This is a genomic window from Sphingomonas sp., from assembly GCF_965200105.1.
GTDB lineage: Bacteria > Pseudomonadota > Alphaproteobacteria > Sphingomonadales > Sphingomonadaceae > Solisphingomonas.
This window is the reverse complement of record NZ_CBDATN010000002.1, coordinates 2,008,321-2,021,037: the sequence shown is the minus strand read 5'-3', so window position 1 is coordinate 2,021,037 and position 12,717 is coordinate 2,008,321. Positions and strand designations below refer to the sequence as shown.

General features: G+C 70.3%; 9 protein-coding genes. 2 read left to right on the top strand and 7 right to left on the bottom strand.

All coding sequences use genetic code 11. The features are described from left to right. Positions 1-513: 513 nt before the first annotated feature. From ACOFKX_RS11385 to ACOFKX_RS11365, 5 genes are all read right to left on the bottom strand, one after another. Positions 514-1,251 (bottom strand): alpha/beta fold hydrolase, encoded by a 738-nt coding sequence (locus ACOFKX_RS11385; RefSeq protein ID WP_419827092.1) that lies wholly within the window; start codon positions 1,249-1,251, stop codon positions 514-516. Between the two features lie 278 nt (positions 1,252-1,529). Beyond that, positions 1,530-2,918 (bottom strand): TIGR03013 family XrtA/PEP-CTERM system glycosyltransferase, encoded by a 1,389-nt coding sequence (locus ACOFKX_RS11380; RefSeq protein ID WP_419827091.1) that lies wholly within the window; start codon positions 2,916-2,918, stop codon positions 1,530-1,532. 106 nt (positions 2,919-3,024) lie between these two features. Beyond that, positions 3,025-3,747: a DsbA family protein gene (locus tag ACOFKX_RS11375; RefSeq protein ID WP_419827090.1), complete on the bottom strand. Its 723-nt coding sequence runs from the start codon at positions 3,745-3,747 to the stop codon at positions 3,025-3,027. Positions 3,748-3,757: 10 nt separating this feature from the next. Next, positions 3,758-5,131: a M48 family metalloprotease gene (locus ACOFKX_RS11370; RefSeq protein ID WP_419827089.1), complete on the bottom strand. Its 1,374-nt coding sequence runs from the start codon at positions 5,129-5,131 to the stop codon at positions 3,758-3,760. A 68-nt stretch (positions 5,132-5,199) separates the two neighbouring features. Beyond that, positions 5,200-8,001: an Rne/Rng family ribonuclease gene (locus ACOFKX_RS11365; protein WP_419827088.1), complete on the bottom strand. Its 2,802-nt coding sequence runs from the start codon at positions 7,999-8,001 to the stop codon at positions 5,200-5,202. Positions 8,002-8,360: 359 nt separating this feature from the next. On the opposite strand from ACOFKX_RS11365, the gene ACOFKX_RS11360 reads away from it, so the two are divergent. Further along, on the top strand, positions 8,361-8,630 hold the full coding sequence (locus ACOFKX_RS11360) for an acylphosphatase (protein ID WP_419827087.1): 270 nt from the start codon (positions 8,361-8,363) through the stop codon (positions 8,628-8,630). Between the two features lie 5 nt (positions 8,631-8,635). On the opposite strand, the gene ubiG is transcribed toward ACOFKX_RS11360, so the two are convergent. Beyond that, positions 8,636-9,379 carry a bifunctional 2-polyprenyl-6-hydroxyphenol methylase/3-demethylubiquinol 3-O-methyltransferase UbiG gene (gene ubiG / locus ACOFKX_RS11355; RefSeq protein WP_419827086.1) on the bottom strand — a complete coding sequence of 248 codons (744 nt, stop codon included), beginning with the start codon at positions 9,377-9,379 and terminating at the stop codon, positions 8,636-8,638. A gap of 66 nt (positions 9,380-9,445) precedes the next feature. Here ubiG and ACOFKX_RS11350 point away from each other — a divergent pair, with 66 nt between their 5' ends. After that, positions 9,446-10,699: an aspartate kinase gene (locus ACOFKX_RS11350; RefSeq protein ID WP_419827085.1), complete on the top strand. Its 1,254-nt coding sequence runs from the start codon at positions 9,446-9,448 to the stop codon at positions 10,697-10,699. A 16-nt stretch (positions 10,700-10,715) separates the two neighbouring features. Here the strand turns inward: ACOFKX_RS11350 and ACOFKX_RS11345 are convergent, their stop codons facing one another. Then, positions 10,716-12,707, bottom strand: coding sequence for a calcium-binding protein (locus tag ACOFKX_RS11345; RefSeq protein ID WP_419827084.1), 1,992 nt, complete (start codon positions 12,705-12,707; stop codon positions 10,716-10,718). Between the last annotated feature and the right edge of the window lie 10 nt (positions 12,708-12,717).

Sequence of the window (12,717 nt, the reverse complement as noted above, 5' to 3'; positions counted from 1 at the left end):
GCGACGATGTCGGTCGCGCTGCCGCTGCCGGCCGCCGTCCCGATGCACGTCCCAAGCCGCAGACCTGATCGATATCCTCAGCCAACGTCGTGCCCGGCAGCCTCATTATCGTCGGCTGCCGCGCAGCCCACCAGCCATCGCGCTCGCCGTACAACCGGCCTGAAACCGAAAATCCCATAGCTCACCGCCCGTGGCCCGCGGCTTCCTGCTTTGGAGGATATCGTACACCTGCCGGTGCCCGATTTCCTTCACAATCGCGGACATAGCTTACCCATTGCGCCGATCCCGATAACAGACGTTGCGTGGTCGTTGGACGTGATGGCACTGACCATCGGGCAGTCCTGGTCGAGAACTTGTCGTAGCGCCTCGGGTGACGAAGGCGATAGGCCGACGTTCGAAGTGAAGGCATACTCCACCTTGCGCACACCGCCGTCAGCTTACGCTGCTACAAGGCATAGACGCTCGCCGTGCACTATCTGCAACGCGTTCATAACGGAGAAGCTGACACGTGCGTCATGTGCTTCGTGCAATGAAGTCTCTGACGATTTGGTCAAGACCGTCGGCGACCGCTTCAGGCATCCACAGAAACGGTGAATGATCGCTATCAAGGGTGATCACGGGATTGCATGGTAGCGCCGCCTGCTGCTGTCGCTGCAGCGATAGCGGCATGACTTGATCGTCGGTACATTCGATGAAGGCGCGCGGCAGGCTGCCCCAGCGTCCCTCGGTCACCGTCATGGGAGCAATGTTGGGCGCGATAGGATCGGGGCACAGCCGTGCGATCGCTGCATCGGAGAGGGCCTTCGGCGTGCGATGATAAAACGCTGCCCGCGCCGACTCGCCGTTGAAGACAACTGCCGCTCCGTCAGCCGTCTGGCTGGCACCTTCCATCAGCCGCGGCTGAGGATCGTCGAAGGCATCTACCGTCGCCTTGCCAGCGGGTAGAAGGAGCGCCGTCAGATAGACGAGACCGAGATACAGCTCGGGCGCCAGCTCGGCGGCCTCCCCGATCACCGGGCCGCCGCGACTGTGGCCGACCAGCACCACCTTCTCGCCTTGTGCCCGGGCCAGTTCAGCGACGAACTTCGCCCAGTTCGGTATGGTCGCCGCAGCGGTTGGCAGTGGGCTGTCGGCCATGCCGGGCAGATCCGGTGCGAGCGCGCGATGGCCACGCTTCTCCAGTTCCGGCACGAGATGCTCCCAGCACCATCCGCCATGCGCGCCGCCGTGAACTAGAATGAACGTCGCCATCGTGCTTGCTCCACCATCAGGACGCTGCGGATCTAGCCTACCCGAATGCCTGATGATCCAAATGAGGCGCAAGTGCCGTTTCGGACGCAGGTTCTGCGCTGGCACGCGGAACCTCCGCCGGCCACCGGCCGCCGGGCATGTTCTTGGGGCCTCGGCGTTCGGATGTGTGATCGGAGCGACCGAGATGGCTGACAAGATTGAAGAGGTCGGGCGCGGCCTCACGGTCGCGCAGCGCTGTAGCCGCCTGTCCGCTCACCACCACAATCCGACGTTACCTCCTATCGCGCGCCCGCCGGCCACAACAGCACGCGCAGCGTCTGGAGGAGGATCAGCAGGTCCAGGAACGGCGTGTAGTTCTTGGCGTAATAGAGGTCGTACTCCAGCTTGTTCCTGGAATCCTCCAGGCTGGCGCCGTAGGGATAGTTGATCTGCGCCCAGCCGGTGATGCCCGGCTTCACCATGTGACGCTCGGCGTAGAAGGGCAGGCGCTGCTCCAGGTCGGCGACGAACTGGCGGCGTTCGGGGCGCGGGCCGACGAAGCTCATCCGGCCGTTCAGCACCGTCCACGCCTGCGGCAGCTCGTCGATGCGGACCTTGCGGATGACGCGGCCGACGCGCGTGACGCGGGGATCGTTCTCCGCCGCCCACACCGCCTGCCCCGCGACCTCCGCGTCCTGACGCATCGAGCGGAGCTTGAGCACGTCGAACTCCTGCCCGAACAGGCCGACGCGCTTCTGCCGGTAGAAGGCGCCGCCCGGGCTCTCCAGCCGGATCAGGATCGCGAACACCGCGATGATCGGGGCGGCGACGACGAGCAGCAGCAGGCTCGCCACCAGATCGAACAGCCGCTTCGACGCCGCCGAGATCAGCCGGCCGGACGAGAAGCCGTCGGAGAAGATCAGCCAGCTATGGCTGGCGGTGGCGAGGTCGACGCGGCCGGTCTCGCGCTCCAGGAAGCTCGACAGCTCGTTGACGTGGACGCCGGTGGTCTTGATGCGCAGCAGGTCGGCGAGCGGCAGCGCGTTGCGCCGTTCCTCCAGCGCCAGCACCACCTCGCTCGCGCGCAGGTTGACGACATGGTCGCCCAGGCTCTCGATCGCGTTGCGGTTGATGGCACCGCGCACCGCGTCGGCGCCGTCGTTCATGCCGACGAAGCCGCACACGCAGAAGCCCGCGCCCGGCTTGTCCGCCAGCGCCCTGATCCGCGCCGCGCGCGGCCCCGCGCCCAGCACCATTACGCGGCGCTTGAACGCCTCGTGCCCGATCACGCTGCCGAGCAGCAGCCGCGCGAGCACCAGCAAGGTCGGCGAGATCAGCGCCGCGTAGAGCGCGTTCGATCGCCACAGCGTCAGCCCCGGCACCAGGAAGCCGAGCGTCGAGACCGCGACCATGCCCAGCATGATCGCCACCAGCAGGCGGACGGTGGCGAAGCGCACCGATTGCAGCGACTCGACGCCGTAGACGCCCACCGCCACCATCGCCAGCTCGACCGCGATCGCGAAGCTCGCCAGCGGGCCGATGCGGCCGCTGAGCAGGCCGGCATCGGTGCCGATCTGCCAGGCGCGCAGGTCCCACGCGATCTCGGCGGCCACCGCCAGCAGGCACAGGTCCACCGCGCCGAGCAGCAGCACGGCGTGGGGCACATAATGTTTGAACAGTCGGATCACGCCGTCACCCTGCCCGACGCCTCTACACGCCGTCGCATATGGTGTCGTCGAAATTGACGAAGATTTCCTGAAGGCGTGGGCGCCGGCCCATCGCCGGCCGGCCCGGCTAAGCCGGCGCGGCCCCGCTCCGCGCGGACGTCACCGCCTCGCGGATCGCGTCGTAGCCGACCGCGCCCGACAGGATGCGGTTCCCCACGACGAAGGCGGGCGTGCCCGTCAGGCCGAGCGCGCGCACCGTCGCGCGCGTCGCCTCGATCTCGCGCGCGATCGCCGGCGTGTCGGCGGCGACCGCGTCGATGCCGGCCGAGCGCGCGGCGGCGGCCATCGTCGCCTCGTCGAGCGTGCCCGCGTCGAACAGCGCGTGGTGGTAGGCGGAGAAACGCCCCGCGCGCGCCGCCGCCAGCGCCAGCCGCGCCGCCTCGTCGGACAGCGGCGAGAGCACCGGCATCTGCTTGAAGACCACGTGGACCTGGCGATCGCTCGCCGCCAGGCGATCCAGATCGGCCACGCTCTGCCGGCAATAGCCGCACGCGTAATCATAATATTCGGTGACGGTGACGTCGCCGCGCGCGTTGCCCGCCTCGGCGCCGGGAAAGGCCGTCACGATCTGGTCGCGGTTGGCGGCGACCACCTGCCCGTCCTGCCGGTCGCGCAGCCGCTGCATCGCCTCCGGGATCACCTCGGGGTGATCGAGCAGGTAGCCGCGCACCGCCTCTCCGCCGGGCCTCTGGCCCGGCCCCGCCAGCGCCAGCATCACCGCCGCCGCCCCCGCGCCGCCCGCCAAGGCCGCGCCCATCGTGCCGCCGAAGGCGCGCCACCCCCCATTCATGGCCGACCGCTCACTTGCGCCGCTCCTTCCAGTCGAGATTGTTGCGGCTGGCGAGCGCGATATCCTCGGCGCGCAGATAGTCGGACGTGCCGATCTTGAGCACGCGCATCGCCCTCTCCGCGTTCAGGCCGGCCAGCCTGTCCTGCCCGTCCATCGAGTAGCGCTCGGCGCTGGCGAGGCTGGCATGCGCCTCGTCGCCGCGATTGGCGTAGACGACGCCCAGCGCGTACCAGGCGAGCGGATCCTCGCGATCGCGCGCGACCGAGAGCCGCAGCACCTGCTCGGCTTCGGCGAAATTCCTGGGGTCGTCGGTGGCGATCAGCGCGTGGCCGAGCATCGCGGTGATGAGCGGCGCCTCGTCCGATCCCACCGCCGCGCGGCGCAGCGGCGCGAGCGCCTCTCTGGGATGCCCGTTCTCCAGCAGCATCTGCCCGTCCAGCTCGTTGAAATAGGGATCGGCGGGCGCCGCCCGCAGCAGCGCCGCCGCCTCGCGCATCGCCTGATCGGGGAAGGCCGCGCGATGATAGGCGAAGGCGCGCGCATAATGTCCGGGCACCGACTGGTCCGCCAGCGGATAGCGCTTCAGCGCGACGTCGGGATCGAGCACATAGCCCGCGAGCTTGGCCTTCACGCGCAGGAAGCGCGCCTGCTTGGCGGCATCGATCGGCGTGTTCCACCAGGGCGAGCGCGACAGGTCCGCCTGCAGCGCGGCCTGGCGATCGGCGGTCATCGGGTGGGTCTGCGCGAACGGGTCGGTCGAGGCGTAGCTCGACTGCATGCGATACTCCTCGCGGCGCAGCTTGCCGAAGAAGGAGATCATCCCCTTGCCCGAGAGATGCGCCTCGTCGAGGTGGCGCACCGCCGAGGCGTCCGCCGCGCCCTCCTGCGCCCGGCTGAAGCCGAGATAATTGGCCTGCGCGAGCGATTGGCCGGCGCCCATCGCCGCCAGCCCGGCCTCGCCCGCGCCCGCCGCCACCGCCGCGAGACCGAGCAACAGCGAGAGCAGCGCGATACGCGTGGCGGGCCGCGCATTCTGGTCGCCGAGCGGGACGTGCCCGCCCTCGATATGGCCGAGTTCGTGCGCGATCACGCCTTCAAGCTCGTTGGCGTTGTCGGCCGCGAGGATCGTGCCCGAGTTGATATAGATCTCCTGCCGCCCGACGACGAAGGCGTTGATCTCGGGATCTTGGACGAGGTTTACCTTGATCGCGCCCGGCGCGAGACCGGATGCGCGCGCGAGCGGATCGGCGATGCCGTTGAGGAAGCGCTCGGTCTCGGTATCGCGCAGGATCTGCGGCCCGTCGTCCGCCGCCACCGCATGCAACGGCACGACGAGCGCGAGCAGGATCAGGAACGCCGCGCGGAGCGGCCGGCGGCGGGACATGGCCCGTGCTCGCCGCCGCGCCCTGAACCCGCGCTGAAGGCGGTGCGGCGCGGCGGCGGGCGGGACGCTCAGCCGCCGAAGGTGCGCTGCCACCAGCCGCGACGCGGGGTCGCCGCTTCTCCTTCAGGCTCGGACTCCGCCCCTGCATCGGGGATCGTCGCCGAGACGGGCTCGGGGAAGGCCGGCTCGGGCAGCGTCTCGGTCGCGGACGGGCCGGGGACCGGCTCGGGCGACAGCTCGGGGTCGAAGGCCGGACTGGGATCGAGCGGCAGCTCGTCGGCAGGCTTGCGCCGCGCACGCCGGGCGCGTGGCGCGGCGGCCTCTGCGGTGTCGCCGGTCTCGGCGGCGGGCTCGGCCGCCTCCGTCTCGGGCTTGCGCCGGGGCGAGCGGCGGCGGCGCGGCGCGTCGTCGCCGGACGCCTCGTCCGGCGACGCGTCGGGAGTGGGCATGATCGCCTCGTCGGCCCCGGCGACGATAGCGGGCTCGCTCTCCGCCTCGGTACGAGCACGGGGGCGGCGGCGCGCCTTGCGCGGCGCGGGCTCGCCGTCGGAGGATGGCTCCTCGGGCGCGGCCGCCTGCGGCACGGGCGCGAAGTCCGCGTTGGCGGACGCGCCGACCGGCGCCTCCTCGACGTCCGTCGCGGCGAAGCCGACGTCGCCGGCGTCGACGATCAGCGGCTCGGCACCCTCGGCACCCTCGGCGCCGCTCTCGCTCGCACCATCCCTGCGGCGGCCGCCACGACGCCCCCGCCGGCGACGGCGGCCGGCACGATCGCCCTCGTCGCGGGCCTCGTGCTCGCCCTCCGGCGCTTCGGTGCCGGGCTCGGCGGCGTCGGCATAGGCCTCGACCACGCGCTCGGCGGCGGCGTCGTCGTCGACCGGCGCGTCGCCGGCCGGGCCCTCGGCTTCGGCCTCCCCCGAAATCTCATCGCCACCTTCGTTCTGGCGCCCGCCGCGACGGCGGCGGCGCCGACGCTTGCGGCCGGACCGATCGCCCTCGTCGCGGCCTTCGGCGTCGCGGCCCTCCGCGTCGCCGTCGTCCGCCTCGACGATGTCGTCCTCCTCGTCCTCGATCAGGTCGTAGTCGTCGGTCTCGGGCTCCACCGGCGGCGGCAGCTTGGGCGCGTGCGCCGGCGGCGGGCCGGAGACGTCGATCGCCATGCGGGCGCCCTCGTCATGGCCGTCGGGCAGCACCTCGATACGCACGCCGTAGCGATCCTCGATGTCGGCGATCTCGTGGCGCTTGCGGTTGAGCACGTAGATCGCCGCCTCGCGGCTGGTGCGCAGGCAGAGCAGCGAGCCCCGGCCGCGCGCGGCGGCCTCTTCCAGCAGGCGGAGCGCGGACAGGCCCGCCGAGGAGGCGGTGCGAACGAAGCCCGAGCCCTCGCAATGCGGGCAGACACGGGTGGAGGCCTCCAGCACGCCGGTGCGCAGCCGCTGGCGGCTCATCTCCATCAGTCCGAAGGACGAGATGCGGCCGACCTGGATGCGGGCGCGATCGTTCTTCAGCGCCTCCTTCATCGCCTTCTCGACCTTCCGGACATTGGAATTATTGTCCATGTCGATGAAGTCGATGACGACGAGGCCGGCCATGTCGCGGAGCCGAAGCTGGCGCGCGATCTCGTGCGCGGCCTCCAAGTTGGTGGCCGTCGCGGTCTGCTCGATATTATGCTCGCGGTTGTTGCGGCCCGAGTTGATGTCGATCGAGACCAGTGCCTCGGTCGGGTTGATGACGAGGTAGCCGCCGGACTTCAGCTGCACGACCGGGTTGTACATCGCGGAAAGCTGGTCCTCCGCGCCGAAGCGCTGGAACAGCGGCACCACGTCCGAATAGGGCCGCACCTTCTTGGCGTGCGCCGGCATCAGCAGCTTCATGAAGTCGCGCGCGGCATGGTAGCCGCCCTCGCCCTCCACCAGCACCTCGTCGACCTCGCGGGTGTAGACGTCGCGGATCGCGCGCTTGATAAGGCTCGAATCCTCGTGGATCAGTGCCGGCGCGGAGGAACCCAGCGTACGCTCGCGGATCTCGTCCCACAGCCGCGCGAGATAGTCGAAGTCGCGCTTGATCTCGCCCTCGCCGCGCGAAAGGCCGGCGGTGCGCACGATGCAGCCCATCGTGCGCGGCAGGTTCAGGTCCGCCATGATCGACTTCAGCCGCTTGCGATCGGCCGGGCTGGAGATCTTCCGGCTGATGCCGCCGCCGTGCGACGTGTTGGGCATCAGCACGCAGTAGCGGCCGGCCAACGACATGTAGGTGGTGAGCGCGGCGCCCTTGTTGCCACGCTCCTCCTTGACGACCTGCACCAGCAGCACCTGCCGCCTGTGGATCACGTCCTGGATCTTGTAGCGGCGGCGCAGCGACTGCCGGCGGCGGCGCAACGCGTCCACCTGATCGGCGTCGCCGTTGCCGCCGGCGCGCTTGGGCGTGGGGGCGGCGGGCTCGCCTTCGCCGGCCTCGGCCTCGCCCTCCTCGTAGTCGCCGCCCTCCTCGCCGAACGCCTCGTCGAGGTCGTCGCCCTCGTCCTCGGCGTCGCGCGCGGCGTCCGCCGCCTCCTCGTCGTCCTCGTCCGCGACGTCGAGCGCGCCCTCCGCCTCCTCGGCCAGTAGCGCCTCGCGATCCTCCTTGGGGATCTGGTAATAGTCGGGATGGATCTCGGAGAAGGCGAGGAAGCCGTGGCGGTTGCCGCCGAACTCGATGAAGGCAGCCTGGAGCGAGGGCTCCACGCGCGTCACCTTGGCGAGATAGATGTTGCCCTTGAGCTGCTTGCGCTCGGCGGATTCGAAGTCGAACTCCTCGATCCGGTTACCGGATAGAACGGCGACCCGGGTCTCTTCCGGGTGGCGCGCGTCGATGAGCATGCGCTGGGTCATATATGTGTCTCCAGGCGCGCAGCCCCCTTGAGGCGCGCGCGAAGGGCCGCCGCGCGGAAAAGCGCGCGGGATCGGCCGGGATGGGAAGGAGTGCGGCCGTCGCGATGCCATCCGCCACGCGCGCGCCGCCATCTCTGGCAAGGCGGTCTGCGGGAGCGGAGAAAATCGGCATCATGGACGTCAACCTGGGATACCGGCAGGAAGCCGGCGCCGGCATCGGCGGGCGGAACGCCGCCGCGATGCGCGGTGAGAGCTGCTAGCACCGGCCGCCGTCCGCGGCAAGCGCACCACCGAGGCGGTGAACGAGGCATCGCCGAATAAGGTTAACGGGCGATTGACGAGTGTGGCAGGGTGACGACGTGACGATCGCGCGGCGCCTCCTCATCTCCGGCCGGGTTCAGGGCGTCTCGTACCGCGACTGGACGATCGGCGCGGCGCGCGCGCTCGGGCTGGCGGGCTGGGTCAGGAACCTTGCGGACGGGCGGGTCGAGGCGTGGATCGAGGGCGAGGCCCTTGCGATCGAAGCGATGGTCGAGCGCTGCCGCGAAGGGCCGGAGCACGCCCGTGTCGATGCCGTCGAGGTTCACGAGGCGCCGCCGGAAGGCGCGAGCGACTTCATGCGGAGGTAGGGGCGTCAGGCGTGCCGCGCCGCCACCAGGTAATTCATCGTCACGTCGTCCGACAGTACGAAGCCGCGGCGCGGATCGAGCGACAAGCCGCGCGTCTCCGTCACCGCCAGCCCCGCGCGGCCGAGCAGCGCGCCGAGCTCGCCGGGCGTCAGGAAGCGGCTCCAATCGTGCGTGCCGCGCGGGATCAGCCCCGCGCCCTCGCCCACCGTCACCAGCGCCAAGCGCGAGAGCGCGGTGCGGTTGGGCGTCGACATCACCAGCAGGCCGCCCGGCGCCAGCGCGCGCGCCAGCCCCGCCACGAACGGCGCGGGATCGGCGACATGCTCCACCACCTCCATCGCGCAGACGAAATCGAAGCGCTCGTCCTCGCCCAGATCCTCGACGCTGCCCGCACGATAGTCGATCGCCAGACCCTGGCCCTCGGCATGGGCGGCGGCGACCGCGACATTCTCGGGCGCGGCGTCGAGCCCGGCGGTCGCCGCCCCCATCCGCGCGAGCGGCTCGGCGAGCAGCCCCGCGCCGCAGCCGACGTCGAGCGCGCTCCGCCCCGCCAGCGGGCGGCGCGTGGCCGCGTCCGCGCCCCAGTGCGCATTCACCGCCTCGCGCACGAAGCGCAGCCGCACCGGGTTCAGCCGGTGGAGCATCGCCGAGGAGCCCTTCGGGTCCCACCACTCCGCCGCGAGGCCCCCGAAATGCGCGGCCTCGCGCGCCAGGATGGAGGAGGCGGGCGTCGTGGTTGCATCGCTCATGCCCCGCCCCTATCAGGTCGCCCGCATTCCGCCCAAGCCCTCCCACCCAACCGACAGAGCCTGCCCGTGGCCCGCATCGTCATGAAGTTCGGCGGCACATCGATGGCCGGCATCGAACGCATCCGCGTCGTCGCCCGCCAGGTCCGGCGCGAGTGGAAGAAGGGCCATCAGGTCGCGGTCGTCGTCTCGGCGATGTCGGGCGATACCGATCGGCTGGTCGGCTTCTGCCGCGAGGCCTCGCCGCTCTACGATCCGCGCGAATATGACGTGGTGGTGGCAAGCGGAGAGCAGGTGACGAGCGGGCTGCTCGCCATCGCGCTCCAGGCGATCGGAGTTCCCGCGCGAAGCTGGCTCGGCTGGCAGTTGCCCGTCCGCACCTCGGACGCGCACGCCTCGGCCCGCATCCGCGGCATCGACACGGCCGCGATGGACGCGAGCCTCGCCGCCGGCGAGGTGGCGGTCGTTCCCGGCTTCCAGGGGCTGACCGACGAGGGCCGCGTCACCACGCTCGGGCGCGGCGGATCGGACACCAGCGCCGTCGCCGTCGCCGCCGCGATGAAGGCGGACCGCTGCGACATCTACACCGACGTCGACGGCGTCTACACGACCGATCCGCGCATCGTGCCCCGCGCCCGCAAGATCGGGCGGATCACCTACGAGGAGATGCTGGAGCTCGCCTCGGTGGGCGCCAAGGTGCTCCAGACGCGATCGGTGGGGCTCGCCATGAAGGAGCGGGTGCGCGTGCAGGTGCTCAGCTCGTTCGGCGATCCCGACGAGGAGCCGGCGCCGGGCACCTTCGTGGTGAGCGAGGAGGAGATCGGAGACCAGATGGAAGACCAGCTCATCACCGGCATCGCCTATGACAGGAACGAGGCCAAGATCACGCTGACGGCGGTGCCCGACAAGCCGGGCGCCGTCGCCGGCATCTTCGCGCCGCTGGCCGACGCGTCGATCAACGTCGACATGATCGTGCAGAACGTGGCGCACGGCACCGGCTCCACCGACGTGACCTTCACCGTGCCGGCGGCCGAGCTCACCCGCGCGCTCGATGTGCTGGAGCGCGCGAAGGAGACGATCGGCTTCGCGACGCTCGTCCCCGACACGGAAGTCTGCAAGGTTTCGGTGGTGGGGGTGGGGATGCGCAGCCACGCGGGCGTCGCCGCCACCATGTTCGACGTGTTGGCCGGGCGCGGCATCAACATCCTCGCGATCACCACGTCGGAGATCAAGGTCTCGGTGCTGATCCACCAGGACTATACCGAGCTCGCCGTCCGCGTCCTCCACACCGCCTACGGGCTGGACGCGGAGGACGCGGCGTAGCGATCCGAAGGCCGGATCAGCCGTAGAGGAAGTTACCGGCGGAGAGCTGCGCGGGCGTCACGCCCGTGAGCGTCAACGTGTCGCCGCCGCCGAAATCGAACACGGTGTCGCCGCGGCTCACGTGCGCGGCAGCCATCACCTCGCGATAGCTGTCATAGGCGGGTCCGAGCACGAGCCTGATCTGTTCGCCGCCGGCACCGACCGAGAAATCGGCGATGCGATCGTGGCCGTAGCCGGTGCGGAACAGGAAGCTGTCGCGCCCGTCGCCTCCGGTCAGCACGTCGTCTCCCTTGCGGCCGTCGAGCTGATCGTCGCCGCCAAGGCCGTCGATCAGGTTGCTGCCGTTGTCACCGATGAGATAATCTCCGAAGCGGCTGCCGACGAGATTCTCGAACTGCGAGACGGTGTCGGAGCCGTCGCTATGATTGCCGGAGCCGGTGGCGAGGTTGATCGAGACGGCGTTGCGCGCCGACGAGTAGGAGAGCCGGTCGATCCCGGAGCCGCCGCTCAGCACGTTGCTCCCGCGGCCGCCGTCGACATAGTCGTTGCCGGCGCCGGCCAGGATCGTGTCGTCGCCGGCATTGCCGACCAGGCTGTTGCCGTGGCTGTCGCCGATCAGCCGGTCGGCGCCGGCGCCGCCGATGACGTTCTCGAAGCCGGAAAAGACGTCCCCGGCGGCATCGCCGCCGCTCGCCGCCTTGGCGACGAGATCGATGGAGACGCCGGCGATGTCGCCCTTGTAGGCGAGCGTGTCGATGCCGGCGCCGCCGGCCAGCCGGTCCGCGCCCGCGCCGCCCTCGATCAGGTCGTTGCCGCCCTGGCCGTCGAGCACGTCGTCGCCCGCGTCGCCGAAGAGGATGTTGGCGCCACCATCGCCGCCGAGCGTGTCGGCGAAGCTGCTCCCGCGAAGGTTCTCGAACTCCGCGAAGCGATCACCGGCCGCGTCGCCGCCGGCGGCGGCGCCGGCTGCGATATCCACCGTTACGCCCGCGGACGAGCCGGCATAGCTCAGCGTGTCGGTGCCAGCGCCGCCGCCCATCGTGTCCGCGCCGATGCCGCCGACGATCGTGTCGTTGCCGCCGCCGCCGCGGAGCATGTCGGCGCCGCCGCCGCCGAACAGGTGGTTGGCGTTCCCGTCGCCCGAGAGGCTGTCGTCGAACTCGCTCCCCTGCGCGCTCTCGATCCCGGACAGGGTGTCGCCGTCCGCATCGCCGCCGCTGGCCGACTGGCTGGCGAGGTCGACGACGACGGCTCCCGGCGAGTGCGCGTAGCTGACGAGCGTCGAGGCGAGGTAACTGCCGCCCAGATAGTCGGCGCCCGGCCCGCCCTCCAGACTGACGGAGCCACCCGTCGCGACGAGGAAGTCGTTGCCCGCGCCGCCGAGCAGCGTGCCGGTTCCCACGATCTGATCGTCACCCGACCCGCCGTCGAGCATCCCGGTACCGTTGAGATAGTCGTTGCCCGATCCTCCGACGAGCGTGCCGGAGCCCGTGAGCTGGTCGTCCCCGGCGCCACCGTCGATGCTGTCCGCTCCGGCGATGGACCGGTAGATACCGCCGCCGATGATGATGTCGTTCCCGCCCAATCCGCGCAGCACGTCGTCCGACACGGCGCCGACCAGGAAATCGGAGCCATCGCTGCCGGTCAAAGTTTGCGGAACCGGGATAAAGGGCGGGAATTCCACGCCCGCATCGACCGCCGCCTGCAGGTCCACGTGCAGCGTCACCGTCTCGCCACTGGCATCGTTGCGAGCGGTGAAGTCGTAGGCCGCGACCGCCATCTGGCCGTCTTCGGGAGCGGGTATGCCGGTCGTGAGCTGATAGTCCGCGCCACCATGACCGGAGTAGCTGGACTGGCCGTTCCGATCCGTCGTGGTCAACGTCCAGCTCGTGTCGTCGCTATACCGGCCGGTGATCGGATCGGTGTATCCCCCGATCGCGTAGCCGAATAGGATTTCCGTTATCTGGACATCCTGGTTCCTGGTGGAACTGACATAAATATCGCTCATGTCCCGATTC